Consider the following 14839-nt stretch of genomic DNA (forward strand, 5'->3'; position numbering starts at 1 on the left):
CGTTCAGTCCCGCTCTGCGCGCTTGGGCGGCCGGTTCCAGTGCAAGCCCCAGGCGGACTTGTCGTCGGCGGATTGGAAGAGGTTGGCGCGGATCGGATGACCGAAGGTCGGATCATCGATCTGCAGCGAAACGTAGTCGCCGGCCTTCTCGCCGGTGCGCTTCCACCCTGCACCGATCTCCGCGCCGGTTTCGTTGTTCATGCTGTCGAGAACATGGACACGGAAGTCCGGCGCGTTCTCGGCATCGGACGGTTCAGCCGGAACGATGATGATGTCCTGGTACAATGACAGCGTCATCAGGTGGCCGATGAAGCCGTCATTTTCGCGCGTGAATTGACCGATAACGGACATGGGGCGTCTCCTTCATATTGCGGTGGCTAAGGTCATGGGCGTGCCGTCACCGCGTCGGCGCGCGCCAGACGAAGCGGTCATCGCCGTCCTCGTCAGTGTAGAGGGGGGTGGCCCGGCCGATGACCGAGCTGGCGGGGAGCGGGCCGAAGTAACGCCCGTCGAGACTGTCGCGGACCTGCCAGTTCATCAGGAACAGTTCGTCGTCGGCGATGACGCGGCATCCCTGCCAGATCGGGAGTTCGCGGCCCCGCCGGTCGCGGTCGAGCGCATCGCCGATGGCCTGGCCATCGACGGTGATCGTGTGGCCGGTTCGGCACACACGTTGACCGGGCAAGCCCGCGACTCGCTTCAGCAGCGGCACGCCGCGCGGCAGATATCCGCCATCGGCAAGGAACGTGGCGATTGGCTCCGGCGCCGCTACGGCGACGAGGTCGGTTGCTTCCAATCCGTCGCTGGCGCTGATCGCATAGAGGCCGATCGGCGTGCTCGCGGAGGCATTCCAGATGAGCTTCGGCGCGAACGACACGATCGACAGGATGCCCATCAGCATCACTGCGAAGTACGTCGTCATGACGTATCCAAAGCGGCTCATGGCATGATCCTCCGGCGCAGGAGGAAGGCGCGATGCTGCTGTGCGTCGTAGGCGCGCGGTGCTTCACCGACCGCCAGACGGTTGTGGACGTGCCGCCAGTGATCGGGCGAAACGTCGATCGCACCGATGCCCCGCGCCTCGATGGCATCAATGAGCTGGAGGACGCGCTCGACCTTCGGCCAGCCATCGGCGCGCAAAAGGATGTCGCCGCCGGGGCGCACGAATGGCAGGGTCTGGCAGCGCTCGCCCGCACCGACGGCGCGCACGATGTCGAGCCGAGAAAGTGCGGTGCCGTAGTCGTTGGAGGTCCAGCGAACGAAGGCGAAAACGCTGTCCGGCGCGAACGACACGACGCGCTGGCGGCGGTCGAGAATCTGTTCGGCGGTCTCGCGACCGAACCTGATCCAGAATTCGATCTTCTTCTCGACCCACGTCAACTCGACATGGGTCAGAGCATCGGCCGCGAGCGCGGGCGGCAAGCCGCTGCGCAGCGACGGATCGGCGACACCGATCATCGTGGCTCTCCTTCGCTGGTGGGAAATTCTCGTTCGAACAGGGCGCGCAGCATGTCGGCGACCGTCTGCCCGCGCTGGAATGCGGCGATCTTGATCCGGCCGCGCATGTCGGCGGTGACGTCGATCGTCAGCCTGGCGGTGAAGTCGGCGGCGGGATCCGTGCGTGGCGATGGACGGTCCGGCGCCTTGATCCAGCTTTCCGGATCGGCCGGTCGGGACGCGAAGCTGCGTTTGGAGGACCGCTCGCTCATGCGCCGATCCTCGTGACTTCGGCGGCGAGCGCGGCGATCTCCCGCGCGGCGGGCGATGTCTCGTCCTGCTCGGCCGCGAGCCGTCCGGTCTGCACGACATCGGCGAAGGCGATGCGCTGACCGATGGTAGTGAGGAGCGGCGGGGGATCATGCTCCGCGAGCGTCTCGGCGGTTTCGCGGGCGAGGATCGTGCGGGCGGCACAGCGGTTCAGTACGAACCGCGCCTTGAGGTCCGGTCGATAGATCCGCGCTTCGCTGAGCAGCGTCAGCATCTCGGCCGACGCCCAGCCGTCGAGCGGCGACGGCTGCACCGGGATCAGTACAAGATCGGCGGCGAGCAGCGCCGAACGCATCAGACCGGCGACACGCGGCGGTCCGTCGATGACGACATGATCGACGTCGCGCGCCAGCTCCGGCGCTTCGCGGTGGAGCGTGTCGCGGGCCAGGCCAACAACACCGAACAGCCGCTCCAATCCCTCCCGGCCGCGCTGCTGTGACCAGTCGAGCGCCGATCCCTGTGGGTCGGCGTCGATCAGCGTGACGCGCTGCCCGTGCCGAGCCCATTCACCGGCTAGGTGGAGGGCGAGCGTCGTCTTTCCGACGCCGCCCTTCTGGTTGAGGAACGCGACGATCATGACGGTCTCCCGGCGATCGGGGACTCGTCCACAGCGGTCGAAAAACGCGTTTGCGTTAGAAAGATTCCGTAGGAATCTAGGTTAGATAAGTTACGGTGCTCGCAAGCTGCTGATTCAGCGCGATGAATCGACGATTCCGGTCCCCGATAGCACGAGAGTCCGGTCCCCGATGGCACGATAGCGCCGGTCCCTGATAGCACGAGATGATTCACAGCTTATCCCCAGGTCGAGTTGTCGAGCGGCGACGGCGGCGCGGGATGCCGAGCGCGTCGGGATCGGTGGGTACGAAGGACAGGATTTCGGGGCCGCCGAGGCACTGCTCGATGGTCAGCCGATAGCCCGGCAGCGGCTGGCGGCGGACGATGTCGCGCAGGTCGTAGGCGAAATGCTTGAGCGGCGAGAGACTGCCGGACTTCGCGTGCAGATGCGGAAAGTCGAAGCTCCAGCCGTATTCCTGCTTGCCGCCATGCTTGCGCACGAGGCGGTAGAGCCAGCGCTCCAGGCCGCCGGTCAGCCTGAAATAGTTGCGGTCGATCGTGAGGACGAGCGCATCATCGAGGACAGCCGCGTAGAACCAGTCGGGTACGATCAGTTCGAGCCCGAGCGGGCGGCCGCGGTGATCGGCTCGCTCCTTCCATTCGTTGATCCAGGAGAAGCGGTGCATCCGCCGCTCGGTCGGCTGGCGGATTGAGGTCGCTATGGTGGTGGACTGGAGGCGGTCGAGCGCGGCCTTAAGCCGGTCGTAATCGCGCAGCGAGACACCGCGTCCAATGAAGTTCAGAATCTCGTAAGGCGTGGTCGCCATCAGGCGTGACGGGCGCAGGCCGACGTCACGGGCCTCGACGATTTGCGAGGCCGCCCAGATCAGAACGTCCGCGTCCCAGATCGTCGCCATGCCGTGCTCGGGCACGGCTTCGACACGGATTTTCACCGAACCCGCCTTGAAGTCGATCGGCGTCAGGCGCTTCGACTTGGCAAGCGAGAAGAACGGATAGGCCATGAGGTCCTGCGCGTCGCGCGGCGCGAGATCGCCGGGCAGCGCCCGGAACAGATCGAGCTGCGCACGCTCGTCGTGCTGTGTGTGACGGGACGACATGGCGTGTCGTCTCAGCGCGGCTGGCGGCCGGCGAAGCGGCGATCCGACGGCTCCTGCCGCTTGGCGGGGAGCACCGTGCCGCGCGGATCAGAGGTCGAATTGACGAGGCCGCGATCGGCCCACGTCTGGAGATCCTCTATGGCGTAGACGACTCGGCCGCCGAGCTTCCTGTAAGACGGGCCGGTGCCGTAGGTGCGGTGCTTCTCCAGTGTGCGCTCGGACAGTCCGAGGAAGCGAGCGGCCTCCTGCGTGCGCAGGTAGCGTGGCGGGATGCCGGCGGTCGTATCGGCCATTGTCGAGCCTCCGTGGTCTCATCGGGGGCCGCTGCCGTCAGGCGGCGGTTCGAGAGCACGGTGGCGTGAAGGCGGTGGGTCGGACGATGTCGGAGATAGGAATCTAGTTTCGACACGCCGCAGGCGGTCGATGGCGGGCTATGATCGGCGGGGTCGGCGCAGGAGGGAGCGGTAGCCGCCTTCAACGAGTTTCACGCCGTCGCGCGCCAGCCGGATCGTGATTTCGCGCAGCGCGTCCCCGGCCCAGGAGGCGGCGTCGATTTTATGACCAGGGAACAGAACCTGCCCGATCGATCGATATGTCGCGCCGGCACGACGTCCATCGACCGCACGCAGCATTTGGCGCGCGCGCTCGCGGCGTTGCGGCGTCATTCGAGGGTCGTTCGGGACGCGCTTGCCTTTGATCGCGCTCCAGAACCGGGTCAGCGCGGTCTGTCGATCCGGTGTGAGGTCATCGAACATGACCATCGCCGCGAGCGGGTTCTCGTCCTGCGGGTCTGCGAGCGTGACGTCATACTGCTCGCCGCGGATATCGAGCCTGAGATGAGCAGGGTCGTGCTGGAATATGGTACGGAGGCGTAACTCGTCGGCAGTGATGGAAAACCCTTCAGGGCGCGGACCTGCGGCGAACATTATTGCCGACGGATCGACTTGAGGGGTCCAAAAAATCTGCTGGGCATGAGCCGCGATGAGCGGGTCGGCGCCGAAATCGCAACCCCCATAGGTTCGCAAATTCTTCGGCCGTTTCGAGTGAGAGTCGGCCGCTGGACACAAGCTCCCGATAGGCTTTCCGGTAGTCGGGGTTTCGGCGCAGAAATTCCCAGGCAAGGTCACCCGGAGTTAGATTGTCGATATAGTTGTAGGCGGTCTCAGACCGCCAACTTTCATCTTCGGACATCCTCCACCGCCTCCGCGAAATTATGACGCAACGCGAGTCAAGCAGCGGTCACGATCCCAAGTTGAGCGTGGCGTGGGAAGAACGAAGTCGGATCAACGTGATGCAGGTTCTGCATCACCTCAATGGAGGCGGGGGCCGAGAAGCTCGCAAAAGCCGTTCTCGGTCATCCATTTCGCGCGAGCGAGGTGGGCGGCATGAATTTTCGCTGCACGGTTGGGGTCCGCTGCGGGATCGAGGCCGAAGAGAAGCTCGACGACTTCCTCCCACGTCGCACCGTCCGCCTCGGCGTCGAGCAGCCTCAGGTACAGCTTCAGATGCGCCTGGTCATAGGCGGTGAGCGCCGCGCCGAGCGGCGGTTCGTCCAGATATTCTGCGTTGGTCACAATGAGCCCCACGAGTCATTCGTATCCAATTTGGAGCAGTTTGTTAACCGTAATGATATCCCGCGCCACACCGCCGCGGTTTGACGCAAAATCAGGATGGTCGGGCGGGTTCGCCCGAAAAAGTCGTCAAGGGTTGTCCTTGTCACCAACCAGCATCACTCCCACGCTTTGGCCGGAGTTGAGCAGGACGATGCCACCGCCTTCAAAGGCTCGACGGACCTGATCGCGTGTTGATTCATACACCTCGAGCCCGCTGTCGGATTCAAGGCGCTTCAACGCGGTCAGTGATACCCGGGCCTTGTCAGCGAGCGTCTCCTGTGTCCAGCCGAGCAACGCGCGTGCGGCCCGTGATTGTCGGGCGGTGATCATGCATGATCACCTCCCACTCGGACCTACGCGTACGCCAGAACTACGGCTATAATAGTCGTTCTTACTGGAAAAGACCAGCGGTTCTGGCTTTAGCGGGCGCGATTCCGGTGTCCAGAACCAGAGGTGATTCGTTCCACCGTCAGGCGTTTGGCCCCGCCCGGATTGTCCGGGCGGGGCGTCGCGCTGGCCTTACTCGCTGTTGCGGCGGCCGCTAGGGCGGGACCAGATGAGGCTGAAGCCTTCGCCTTCCTCGTCGTCGAAGAGGTTGGCGTAGATCGGGGCATTGAAGCTGGGATCGTCGAGCTTCAGGCCCAGATAGGCGCGCCCCTCGTTGGAGGTCTTGGACCAGGCGGCGCCGATCTCGGCGCGGCCGACGAAGACGCGGTGGCTGGGGGCGTTCTCTCCGGTAGCGCGGGCCTCGGAGACGATGCGGACGTTCTTGGTCTGCAGGCTGAGGGTGACGATTTCGCCGGTGTACTCGTTGTTGCCGGTCTTCTTGAAGGTGCCGATGGTCGCCATGGTAGTTCTCCTTGAACTCTGTTCCGAGCCCGCACCATTGCGGCCTCGATGGCGATCGACAGGCCGGAGGCGATTGACGGCGCACCCCGCAGGGGCCTGACAGCAAAGGAGGGGCTTTCTTGGCTCGCGAGGAATGACGGCGCAGCCGGCAGGGGAAGAAAGTTTCGACGCCGCTGTTGCGGCATAGGCGATCGAGGCGCAGCCGACCTTCGGCCAGATCAGCCCATTGAAGAGGCCGTTTTGGAGCGGTCGACCTGACAGAGACGGCATCACAGGAGAACGCGGCGACCACCCCGGACCGATGGACCGTGACGACGCCTGACACCGCGGTTCAAACCAGCTCCGGCGGACGCTCCGTTCCGCCGGCTCCTGCCCGTCACCCACGCGATCGCCCCCTCTCAGCACTCGCACCGTCGTTGGGCGCGCCGTCAGGGCATTGCCCCCACCACCGTCACCGAGGGCATGGCGCGTCAGTTGGGTTAGCCGTTGATCCGATCAACGCGATTGCGAACGACCCTGCCGACGAAGAGCGCGACACGTAAGACATCAACCCACCGTCCTGCCGCCGCCGGCAACGATGTCAGGCGCGCGCGACGTTCTGCCCGGTTGGCCCGGGCGCGGCCATTGCTGTCACCCGAATCAGCGCCGTGACACCAACGGCGACTGCGCCGATGACGGAGAAGATGATCTGCCAGGTGTCGGAGGGCATGGTGTGTTTCACGATGCCATGTGTCGCATGGTAGCCGGCGAGCGCCGCAGGCGCGACGAAGGCGAGTGCGATCGCGAGCCGTATCCAGAGCGGACGGATGAAGGCGAGCAGGAACTGCCCGAGGCCGAGCGTCAGTGCGGCGGCGGCGAGGCCGACGAGGATTGCCCCGAGCCAACCGGCGCCGGTCTGGAAGGCCCAAGTCCCGGCACTGACGCCCGCGAAGAACGGAAGCGCGAAGACAGCCAGTGTGAATAGAAGCCAGCACAGGGCGCCGATCGCCACGATGCTGGAGAGGATGCCGATGAAAACCATGGTGGTGTTCTCCGTGAGATAGAGGTCTGACGGTCGCGCCTCCACCACCACCACGGCGCGTTGCCAGTATAGCCGAAGAGAAGGCGGGACGGGAGCGGAAATCCCGTAGGATTCCCGCTTGCAGTCGCGACGCCTTGCCCGCGGTCAGCGGGCGAAGGGATCGATCTCGTGAACGATGGCGGCGAGTTCGCCGTCATATTCGCCGGCCGGCATGACGCCCATGGTGCCGTCGCCGGCCTGGAAGATGACGATGGTGACCATGAGACTGGTAGCGAGGCTGAAGGCGAAGGCGTGAGCTTGATTGAGGGACATCTGACCGGCTCCTGTCTTGGAGGCGGGAGACCATCTCCCGCGCGACAGGCGCCCGATGTGTCCGGCCGATGGCCGCGATCACCGCGCAGGCGAAGCCGGAGCGGCGGCACGCTTTGCGTAGTCCGACCCTTTACGGGTTGATGGCGTCAGGCCAGCGGCTGGACCAAGGATCAGCGCATTGGAAGCGGGGGATGGTTTTCCGCCATGACCGGGGCCACCATGGAAACGCCCGTTCAATGCTTTCGCGCCAAAGCATCGCCGCCATGCTGCCGGTCGTGATGCTGCCGACATGGCCGGGTATGATCATGCAAAGCGCAGTTGTCGAAGAGAATGCCCATGCCGAAGGTGCCTGAGAAGACCGACTTCCCCGTCAGCCAGGTGCGGCGCTATCTGGAGCCCGGTCCGATCGTGCTGGTGTCATCAAAGTGGCAGGGCGCGACCAACATCATGACGCTCGGTTGGCACACGATCCTGGAATTCTCGCCGTCTCTGGTCGGCCTGATGATCTCCGGCGGCAATCACAGCCACCACATGATCCGCGAAAGCCGGGAATGCGTGGTGAACCTGCCGACGACGGCGCTGACCGATACCGTGGTGGGGATCGGCAACACGTCGGGGGCCGAGATCGACAAGTTCGCCAAGTTCAATCTCACGCGGCAAGAGGCGAGCAAGGTCGATGCGCCGTTGATCGGCGAATGCCATGCCAGCTTCGAATGCCGCCTTCACGACGACGCGCTGGTCGACAAGTACAATTTCTTCATCTTCGAGGTGGTGAAGGTGCATGTCGCCACGTCGCCAAAGCATCCCGAGACGCTGCATTACACCGGCGATGGCGTGTTCGTGGTGTCCGGCAAGGTCATCAGCCGCAGATCGCTGTTTCGACCCGAGATGCTGTGAGAGGCAGCGCTCACGCGCCACCTCCCTTCGGGCGGAAGTCGAACAGCGGGATGCCGAGCTTCCTCGCCTTGTCGGCGAGATTGTCCTGAATGCCGGTGCCAGGGAAGACGATGACCCCGATCGGCAGGACGTCCAGCACCTGATCGTTGCGCTTGAACGGTGCGGCCTTGGCGTGTTTCGTCCAGTCGGGGGCGAAGCCGACCTGCGGCACCTTGCGGGCGTCGGCCCATTTGGCCGCGATCTTCTCGGCGCCCTTCGGCGACTTGCCGTGCAGCAGCACCATGTCGGGGTGCTTGGCGTGGACCTGATCGAGCTTGGCCCAGATCAGGTGGTGATCGTTGAAGTCGAGCCCACCGGTAAAGGCGATCTTTGCACCGGCAGGTAGTAGCACCTGATTGTCGGCGCGCTTCTTGGCGGCGAGGAAGTCGCGGCTGTCGATCATCGCCGAGGTCAGGTTGCGGTGGTTGACCATCGATCCGCTGCGCGGTCGCCAGTTCGATCCGGTGTGGCGCTCGTAGTGCTCGGCGGCCTGGTCGCGCATCAGCTCGAAGGCGTTGCGGCGTTCGATCATGGTCTGGCCCTCGGCCGTCAGGCGTTCCAGCTCGACGGCCTTCACTTCGCTGCCGTCCTGTTCGCGCTGGCCGCGGCGCTGCGCCTGCTCGTTGTCGTCCAGCTCGCGCTCGATCCGGTCGGTGGCTCGGTGGAAGACGTTGACCGTCGACCAGAGGAGATCGTCGAGGTCGGGCTCGAGGCGGGTGTCCTCAAGGGTGACGATCAGGGCGTCAAAGATGTCGGCGATGGCGCCGGCGACATGGTCGCCTTCCGGAAGCGGTCGGGGATCGGGTTCATCCGTGAAGGGACGGTAGCCGTAAAGCTGGAGTTCGCTGAGGACATGGTCGGTGGGTGAAGAGGCGTGGTGCGGTTCGTAGTCGTCGTGCTCGCTCATCGGGATGCTCCGTCGGTTCGACCGCGACCCTCGCGGCCTTCATGGCGACGAAAGCCGGCGGGCGGGCCGGACCTGCACCCGCAGCGAGGCGGAGGGCCGGAGCACAGCGGAGGATGACGAAGGCGGGCTATTTTGCCTCGCGATGGAAAGGCCCGCAGGGCCGCCGGAAAATAGTCCGCCGCAGGCATTGCGGGTCCAGGCCGTTTGCTGGCCGATCGCCCTCTCGAAGGCCGGGGCGCGGTTCTCTCCGACATCAAGATCATCCGAGCGACGCCGACGACGGCGCTCCCGCCGTCTGCATTCTCCTGTCGGCCTATGCCGCCAGCGCCATGAAGCGTGCGACGTCCTGGGGCGCGATCTGCACCCGGGCCGCTGCCCGGAGGCTGTCCAGACCAGCCAGGCGGAGATCCTCGTTGAAGTCGCCCAGGCGCGGAGACACCACGACCGCCTCGATCCCGGCGGCGTTCGCCCGTTCGATCAAGGTCGTCATCGCACCGTCGCCGGCCGGATCATTGTCGCGGGCGATGTAGAGCCGGCGCAGCGTGTCGGGGAACAGGATGGCCGAGAGATGCGCCGCCGAGAGCGCCGCCGCCATCGGCATAGTGGGCAGCGCCATTCTGAGCGACAGCATCGTCTCTATGCCTTCGCCCGCCGCCATCACTTCGCCCGCCACACCGAAGCGAACGGCGTGTCCCAGGAGGTCGCCCATCGCCCGTCTCGGTGTGTCGATCGGGGCCTTGTCCGAGCCGTCAGGGGCGAGCCAGGTGCGATGCGCGCCGGTCTGATGCTCGGCGAGATCGGTGACCGATGCGATCATCGCCGGCCAGGTCTCCGTCGGGGAATACTCGTCGGGCCGATAATAGCACCTGGGATGAAAACGCAGGCTTCCGGTTCCGTGCAAAGCCGTAATCGCACGGTTCCGTAGATACGTTTCCACGACAGTGCCCAAAATCGGCTGCGACATCCCGACGAGCCGCCGCGCTGCTTCCGGCGATCCGATCGGCGCTGGTGCTTTGCGTTCGCCATCATGCCGGCGGTCCGGCTCGGGATGCGGCATCGACAGGAAGGCGCGCGCCTCATCGGCGACGTCCTTGAAGTCGACCAGGCCGCAGCTCTCGCGGATGACGTCGAGGAGATCGCCATGCTCGCCGGTGGCGGCGTCGGTCCATTTGCCGGCGGTGCCCTTGCCGGTTTCGCCGCCCTTTAGCCGCACGAACATCGAGCGGCCGGGCGTGTTGCGCACATCGCCGACCAGCCAATAGCGGCCCTCCCGATGACCGGCAGAGAGGTAGTGGCGGCACACCGCCTCGGCCTGCCGGCCGAGACGGATTGCCAGTTCGGAGGCGTCCTGCCGTGCCATCACGCCGCCTCCCGCTCGCCGATACGCTCGACGGGATAGCGCTCCAGCACCTTGGCGAGGATGGTCGCCCCGGTCGTATCGGTCGGCACAAACATTCGCAGCTTCCACGAGATGATTTCGTGGAATAGGCCATATGCCCGCAGGCGATCGCGCATGGCGTCGGTGAAGCCCGACAGTTCGATGCGGTTGGCGCCCATGACCCGGACGCGGCGAAGCTGGAGACCCTCGGTCAGATCGAGGATGGTCTTGCCGTCCATCAGCGCCATGAACGCGTAGTCGGGCGTCAGGGTTGACGTGCCAGCCGCGAGCGCGCCGGCCACCCATGCCGGGGAGACGCGGCGGCCAACGATGCGCTCGCCGTCATCTGTCTGGAGTCGATAGACCCGCGTCGACTCGTTCGGCAGCCGCTTCCAGATCGGCAGCAAGAGCCCGCTGACGACATGGATGGTGCTATCGGCATATTCCGGCACCTCGGCGGCCTCGGCATTCCAGGCCGCTGTGAAGACAGCCCGATCCGCGTCGACCCAATGGGTCTCGTCCATCATCTTGATGGGGATGTTGTGCGCCTCCATGGGCCGGATCAGCCGCACGCGCCGTTCGATCTCGCCATCGTCCAGCATGATGCTGGTGGTTGGTATCTGCACGGCGGCGCGGCCCGAACGCTCGTTGACCAGCAGCTTCGCGCCTGCGTCATCGAGATGGTCGAGCGCCTCGGCCAGCGTCACGGGACGGTTGCGCTGGCGCTGGTTGATGGTCAGCAGCCGGGCCTCGGCCCCGGTGCCAGGATGAACGTGGATCGTTCGGCGGTCGGTGACGATGAAGCTCTCGGCCTGCAGCGTCTCCAGCCCGACGTCGTAGCTGCCGGAAGCGATAGCGCCTTCGATCTTGGCGTTCAGCAGCCGCTCGAACGCCGTGAACAGGACGCCCTGAAGTTCGATGGTCAGCGCAAGCAGCCGGTTGAGAAAGGTGGTGATCGGCGGCAGTTCGTCCTTGATGCCGGTGGAATCCATCAGCGAGAGGCCGGTGGCATCCTCGAACATCTGGAGCGAGCAGCCGTCGACCTTGCCGCGCACCAGCAGCAGGTAGAGTTGCCGCAGGGCGTCGCGGGCGTAGTGGCTTTCCAGATTGTCTTCGGGCCGGAACAAGCCCTGGCCGCCGGTCTGGCGCTGGCCGCGCGTGATCGCGCCCAGGGTGTCGAGGCGGCGGGCGATGGTCGAGAGGAAGCGCTTTTCCGCCTTCACGTCGGTCGAGATTGGCCGGAACAGCGGCGGCTGCGCCTGGTTAGTCCGGTTGGTGCGGCCCAGGCCCTGAATGGCGGCGTCGGCCTTCCACCCCGGCTCCAGCAGGTAGTGGACGCGCAGTCGCTGGTTCCGCGCCGACAGGTCAGCATGGTAGCTGCGCCCGGTGCCGCCGGCGTCGGAGAAGATCAGGATGCGTTTTTGATCGTCCATGAACGCTTGGGTCTCGGCCAGATTGGCCGAGACGGCACGGTTCTCCACGGCGAGGCGGTCAATGCCGCCGGGACTGGTCTTGCGAACAATGCGCCGCGAACGTCCCGTCACCTCCGCTACGACATCGGTTCCGAAGCGCTGGACAATCTGGTCGAGCGCGCCGGGGACCGGTGGCAGCGAAGCGAGCCTCTCGATCAAACGGTCTCGACGGGCAACAGCGTCACGGCTCTCGACCGGCTGGCCGTCGCGAAACACCGGTCGCGACGACAGATTGCCCTCGCTGTCGGTGAACGGCTCGTAGAGCTGCACCGGAAAGGAATGGGCGAGGTAATCCAGAACGTATTCGCGCGGAGTGATGTCCACCCGGACGTCGTTCCATTCCTCGGTGGGGATTTCCGCCAGGCGGCGCTCCATCAGGGCTTCGCCGGTCGACACGATCTGGATCACGGCGGCATGGCCGTCGATCAGGTCCTGCTCGATCGAGCGGATCAGGGTTGGCGTCTTCATCGAGGTCAGCAGATGGCCGAAGAACCGCTGCTTGGCGGATTCGAAGGCTGAGCGCGCCGCGGACTTGGCCTGGCGGTTCAGCGTGCCGCCGTCGCCGGTGATGTTGGCGGCCTGCATCGCCGCGTCGAGATTGTTATGGATGACAGCGAAGGCGCCGGCATAGGCGTCGTAGATGCCGGTCTGCTCGGGGGTGAGCTGGTGCTCGACCAGTTCGTATTCGACGCCGTCGTAGGAGAGCGACCGGGCCGTGTAGAGCCCGAGCGAGCGCAGGTCGCGGGCCAGCACCTCCATCGCCGCCACGCCGCCGTCCTCGATCGCCTCGACGAATTCGGCGCGGGTCGAAAACGGGAAGTCCTCGCCGCCCCAGAGACCGAGGCGCTGGGCGTAGGCGAGATTGTGGACGGTGGTCGCGCCGGTCGCTGAGACATAGACGACACGCGCGTTCGGCAGGGCGTGCTGGAGCCGGAGGCCCGCACGGCCCTGCTGCGAGGCGGCGACGTCGCCGCGTTCGCCCTTTCCACCAGCGGCGTTCTGCATGGCGTGGCTCTCGTCGAAAATGATCACTCCATCGAAGTCGGAGCCCAACCATTCGACGATCTGCTTGACGCGGGAAAGCTTCTCGCCGCGATCGTCGGACCGTAGCGTGGCATAGGTGGTAAATAGGACGGCTTCCGAGAGCGTGATGTCCTTGCCCTGCGGGAAGCGCGACAGCGGCGTGACCAGCAGCCGCTCCATGCCGAGGGCGGACCAGTCGCGCTGGGCATCCTCCAGCAGCTTGTCGGATTTGGAGATCCACACCGCCTTGTGGCGGCCCTGCATCCAGTTGTCGAGGATGATGCCAGCCGACTGGCGACCCTTGCCAGCGCCGGTGCCGTCGCCAAGCATGAAGCCCCGGCGGAAGCGCACGGCGTTCGGCGCATCGTCGGGCGCGGCCGAGACGACGTCGAAGGCCTCATCGAGCGTCCATGATCCCGCGAGGAAGTCGGAATGCGCCTCGCCGGCGTAGATGACGGTTTCGAGCTGAGCATCGGAAAGAAGACCATCTGGGACGATGTTGGCGGGCAGCCGGGGCCGATAGCTGGGCTTCGGCGGCGCGACCGAGGCCATCGCCACGGATTGCACCAGCTTGGTCGGATGGGCCTGCGCCCCGGGAATAAGGATCGCCTGCAATCGGTATTCTTCATAAATTGCATCGGTGATCCGGCCGTCTTCGGCGGGCGTCCAGTCCACGGTTTCATAGGCGAGTTCGACGCCTTCGGGCTCGATGGACGCGGGCGTGGCGGGACGTGCAGCAGTGGTGCGCGCGAGATATCCGCGAACGGTCCGGGGCGTCGCGGCGGGTGCCAGGGCCGCCGCTGGCGGGAGGGCCGCAGTCTGGCGCGGTGGAACTTGCGCCTCGATCCAGCCGAGCAGCGTGGCGACGTCGGGCGCGGTGCCTGGCGAAGGGGGAAACGTAGCCTGATCGTCGGCCGGCAGCTTGTCGATGACTGTCAGCCGGGTGTCGATGGTCGTGCCGTGCTTGGCATAGACCGAGCCGTCCACAGCCGCTGTGAAGACGACGCGGCCACGCTCCTGAAGCCGGATGAAGGCCGCAGCCCAAGCCGGATGGTCGGGGCTGAAGTTGGCACCAGTGATCGCCACCAGCCGCCCGCCATCGGAGAGCCGGGCCAGCGCGGAAGCGACATGGCGATAGACTGTATCGGCCACGCGGCCGGTGACGTTTGCCATGGCAGAGAATGGCGGATTCATCAGCACGACGGAGGGGACGGATCCAGTCGCGAGATGATCATTGATCTGGGCAGCGTCGAAGCGCATGACGGCGACAGCCGGAAACAGCGCAGCGAGCAGATCAGCTCGGGTCTCGGCCAGCTCGTTGAGGAGGAGCGTTCCGCCTGATATCTCGGCCAGGATGGCGAGAAGACCCGTGCCAGCAGACGGCTCCAGCACGATGTCGCCAGCAGCAATGGAGGCGGCCGCCACGGCGGCGAGACCGAGCGGCGCCGGCGTCGAGAACTGCTGGAGCGCCTGCGATTCTTCCGAGCGCCGCGTATGCGTCGGCAGGAGTTCGGCGATCTTCGCGAGAGCGGAAAGCCGTGAAGCCGGAGACGCGGCCTTACGGAAAAGCGCCTTTCCGTATTTGCGCAGGAAGAGGACTGTCGCGACCTCGCACGCCTCATAGGCGGCCTTCCAGTTCCAGGCGCCGCTGGTGTCGGATGCGCCGAAGGCTTCTTCCATCGCTGCACGGAGGATCGCGGCGTCGATACGCTGGCCGCGCTCTAGATGATCGAGAAGCTGTAGCGCTACGTTGAGGATCGAGGACGCGGGGGTGACGGGCGCGGCCGGAAGGGCCACGGGAGACAGAATGTTCATGGAGGAACCTCGGGAGAGCGGAAGGGACAAACCCGGACGGCGCTCTCTCTCAACCGCCCGGACTCGACCCGTC

General features: G+C 65.5%; 18 protein-coding genes. 2 read left to right on the forward strand and 16 right to left on the reverse strand.

From position 1 onward, the window contains the following. Positions 1-3: 3 nt before the first annotated feature. The 13 genes from CO731_RS09085 to CO731_RS29015 form a co-directional block, all read right to left on the reverse strand. Complete coding sequence (locus CO731_RS09085; RefSeq protein ID WP_108606869.1) at positions 4-351, reverse strand: DUF736 domain-containing protein; 348 nt, start codon at positions 349-351, stop codon at positions 4-6. Between the two features lie 46 nt (positions 352-397). Continuing rightward, positions 398-943, reverse strand: a complete 546-nt coding sequence (locus CO731_RS09090; RefSeq protein WP_052819650.1) for a S26 family signal peptidase — start codon at positions 941-943, stop codon at positions 398-400. Beyond that, positions 940-1458 carry a DUF2840 domain-containing protein gene (locus tag CO731_RS09095; protein WP_052819649.1) on the reverse strand — a complete coding sequence of 173 codons (519 nt, stop codon included), beginning with the start codon at positions 1456-1458 and terminating at the stop codon, positions 940-942. Before CO731_RS09095 ends, CO731_RS09090 begins: the two co-directional genes overlap by 4 nt. After that, positions 1455-1709: a hypothetical protein gene (locus CO731_RS09100; protein ID WP_108606870.1), complete on the reverse strand. Its 255-nt coding sequence runs from the start codon at positions 1707-1709 to the stop codon at positions 1455-1457. The genes CO731_RS09095 and CO731_RS09100 overlap by 4 nt, the downstream gene beginning before the upstream one ends. Next, positions 1706-2344 carry a ParA family partition ATPase gene (parA, locus tag CO731_RS09105; RefSeq protein WP_108606871.1) on the reverse strand — a complete coding sequence of 213 codons (639 nt, stop codon included), beginning with the start codon at positions 2342-2344 and terminating at the stop codon, positions 1706-1708. The genes CO731_RS09100 and parA overlap by 4 nt, the downstream gene beginning before the upstream one ends. Before the next feature lie 208 nt (positions 2345-2552). Beyond that, a complete protein-coding gene (locus CO731_RS09110) occupies positions 2553-3440 on the reverse strand; it encodes a replication initiator protein A (RefSeq protein ID WP_052819646.1) in 888 nt (295 codons plus the stop codon). 11 nt (positions 3441-3451) lie between these two features. Next, positions 3452-3733: a helix-turn-helix domain-containing protein gene (locus tag CO731_RS09115; RefSeq protein ID WP_052819645.1), complete on the reverse strand. Its 282-nt coding sequence runs from the start codon at positions 3731-3733 to the stop codon at positions 3452-3454. Positions 3734-3871: 138 nt separating this feature from the next. Continuing rightward, complete coding sequence (locus tag CO731_RS09120) at positions 3872-4366, reverse strand: DUF2285 domain-containing protein (protein WP_052819644.1); 495 nt, start codon at positions 4364-4366, stop codon at positions 3872-3874. 384 nt (positions 4367-4750) lie between these two features. After that, the gene (locus CO731_RS09125) at positions 4751-5014 is read right to left on the reverse strand and encodes a DUF2285 domain-containing protein (protein ID WP_108609713.1); all 264 of its coding nucleotides are present in this window, start codon (positions 5012-5014) and stop codon (positions 4751-4753) included. 126 nt (positions 5015-5140) lie between these two features. Next, entirely contained in the window at positions 5141-5383 is a 243-nt protein-coding gene (locus CO731_RS09130) for a helix-turn-helix transcriptional regulator (protein ID WP_026227536.1), read from the reverse strand. A 189-nt stretch (positions 5384-5572) separates the two neighbouring features. Continuing rightward, the gene (locus CO731_RS09135; RefSeq protein WP_108606872.1) at positions 5573-5902 is read right to left on the reverse strand and encodes a DUF736 domain-containing protein; all 330 of its coding nucleotides are present in this window, start codon (positions 5900-5902) and stop codon (positions 5573-5575) included. Positions 5903-6482: 580 nt separating this feature from the next. Beyond that, a complete protein-coding gene (locus CO731_RS09140; RefSeq protein ID WP_052819643.1) occupies positions 6483-6923 on the reverse strand; it encodes a hypothetical protein in 441 nt (146 codons plus the stop codon). A 144-nt stretch (positions 6924-7067) separates the two neighbouring features. After that, entirely contained in the window at positions 7068-7235 is a 168-nt protein-coding gene (locus tag CO731_RS29015) for a hypothetical protein (RefSeq protein WP_197283329.1), read from the reverse strand. Positions 7236-7303: 68 nt separating this feature from the next. On the opposite strand from CO731_RS29015, the gene CO731_RS28690 reads away from it, so the two are divergent. After that, a complete protein-coding gene (locus tag CO731_RS28690) occupies positions 7304-7588 on the forward strand; it encodes a hypothetical protein (RefSeq protein ID WP_066115908.1) in 285 nt (94 codons plus the stop codon). Further along, on the forward strand, positions 7572-8132 hold the full coding sequence (locus CO731_RS09145; protein ID WP_052819642.1) for a flavin reductase family protein: 561 nt from the start codon (positions 7572-7574) through the stop codon (positions 8130-8132). The genes CO731_RS28690 and CO731_RS09145 overlap by 17 nt, the downstream gene beginning before the upstream one ends. Before the next feature lie 10 nt (positions 8133-8142). Here CO731_RS09145 and CO731_RS09150 read toward each other — a convergent pair whose 3' ends face one another. From CO731_RS09150 to CO731_RS09160, 3 genes are all read right to left on the reverse strand, one after another. Then, the gene (locus CO731_RS09150; RefSeq protein WP_108606873.1) at positions 8143-9078 is read right to left on the reverse strand and encodes a DUF2493 domain-containing protein; all 936 of its coding nucleotides are present in this window, start codon (positions 9076-9078) and stop codon (positions 8143-8145) included. Between the two features lie 313 nt (positions 9079-9391). Next, positions 9392-10438 (reverse strand): toprim domain-containing protein, encoded by a 1047-nt coding sequence (locus CO731_RS09155; RefSeq protein ID WP_052819640.1) that lies wholly within the window; start codon positions 10436-10438, stop codon positions 9392-9394. Further along, positions 10438-14766, reverse strand: coding sequence for a strawberry notch family protein (locus CO731_RS09160; RefSeq protein WP_108606874.1), 4329 nt, complete (start codon positions 14764-14766; stop codon positions 10438-10440). The genes CO731_RS09155 and CO731_RS09160 overlap by 1 nt, the downstream gene beginning before the upstream one ends. Between the last annotated feature and the right edge of the window lie 73 nt (positions 14767-14839).

Origin of the sequence: Aminobacter sp. MSH1 (assembly GCF_003071665.1) — a bacterium.
Lineage (GTDB): Bacteria > Pseudomonadota > Alphaproteobacteria > Rhizobiales > Rhizobiaceae > Aminobacter > Aminobacter niigataensis.

Excerpts from the sequence above, each read along its gene's own strand:
- CO731_RS09085 (WP_108606869.1), bottom strand. The coding sequence starts at position 351 with ATGTCCGTTATCGGTCAATTCACGCGCGAAAATGACGGCTTCATCGGC.
- CO731_RS09090 (WP_052819650.1), bottom strand. The coding sequence starts at position 943 with ATGAGCCGCTTTGGATACGTCATGACGACGTACTTCGCAGTGATGCTG.
- CO731_RS09095 (WP_052819649.1), bottom strand. The coding sequence starts at position 1,458 with ATGATCGGTGTCGCCGATCCGTCGCTGCGCAGCGGCTTGCCGCCCGCG.
- CO731_RS09100 (WP_108606870.1), bottom strand. The coding sequence starts at position 1,709 with ATGAGCGAGCGGTCCTCCAAACGCAGCTTCGCGTCCCGACCGGCCGAT.
- parA (WP_108606871.1), bottom strand. The coding sequence starts at position 2,344 with ATGATCGTCGCGTTCCTCAACCAGAAGGGCGGCGTCGGAAAGACGACG.
- CO731_RS09110 (WP_052819646.1), bottom strand. The coding sequence starts at position 3,440 with ATGTCGTCCCGTCACACACAGCACGACGAGCGTGCGCAGCTCGATCTG.
- CO731_RS09115 (WP_052819645.1), bottom strand. The coding sequence starts at position 3,733 with ATGGCCGATACGACCGCCGGCATCCCGCCACGCTACCTGCGCACGCAG.
- CO731_RS09120 (WP_052819644.1), bottom strand. The coding sequence starts at position 4,366 with ATGTTCGCCGCAGGTCCGCGCCCTGAAGGGTTTTCCATCACTGCCGAC.
- CO731_RS09130 (WP_026227536.1), bottom strand. The coding sequence starts at position 5,383 with ATGATCACCGCCCGACAATCACGGGCCGCACGCGCGTTGCTCGGCTGG.
- CO731_RS09135 (WP_108606872.1), bottom strand. The coding sequence starts at position 5,902 with ATGGCGACCATCGGCACCTTCAAGAAGACCGGCAACAACGAGTACACC.
- CO731_RS09140 (WP_052819643.1), bottom strand. The coding sequence starts at position 6,923 with ATGGTTTTCATCGGCATCCTCTCCAGCATCGTGGCGATCGGCGCCCTG.
- CO731_RS29015 (WP_197283329.1), bottom strand. The coding sequence starts at position 7,235 with ATGTCCCTCAATCAAGCTCACGCCTTCGCCTTCAGCCTCGCTACCAGT.
- CO731_RS28690 (WP_066115908.1), top strand. The coding sequence starts at position 7,304 with ATGGCCGCGATCACCGCGCAGGCGAAGCCGGAGCGGCGGCACGCTTTG.
- CO731_RS09145 (WP_052819642.1), top strand. The coding sequence starts at position 7,572 with ATGCCGAAGGTGCCTGAGAAGACCGACTTCCCCGTCAGCCAGGTGCGG.
- CO731_RS09150 (WP_108606873.1), bottom strand. The coding sequence starts at position 9,078 with ATGAGCGAGCACGACGACTACGAACCGCACCACGCCTCTTCACCCACC.
- CO731_RS09155 (WP_052819640.1), bottom strand. The coding sequence starts at position 10,438 with ATGGCACGGCAGGACGCCTCCGAACTGGCAATCCGTCTCGGCCGGCAG.
- CO731_RS09160 (WP_108606874.1), bottom strand. The coding sequence starts at position 14,766 with ATGAACATTCTGTCTCCCGTGGCCCTTCCGGCCGCGCCCGTCACCCCC.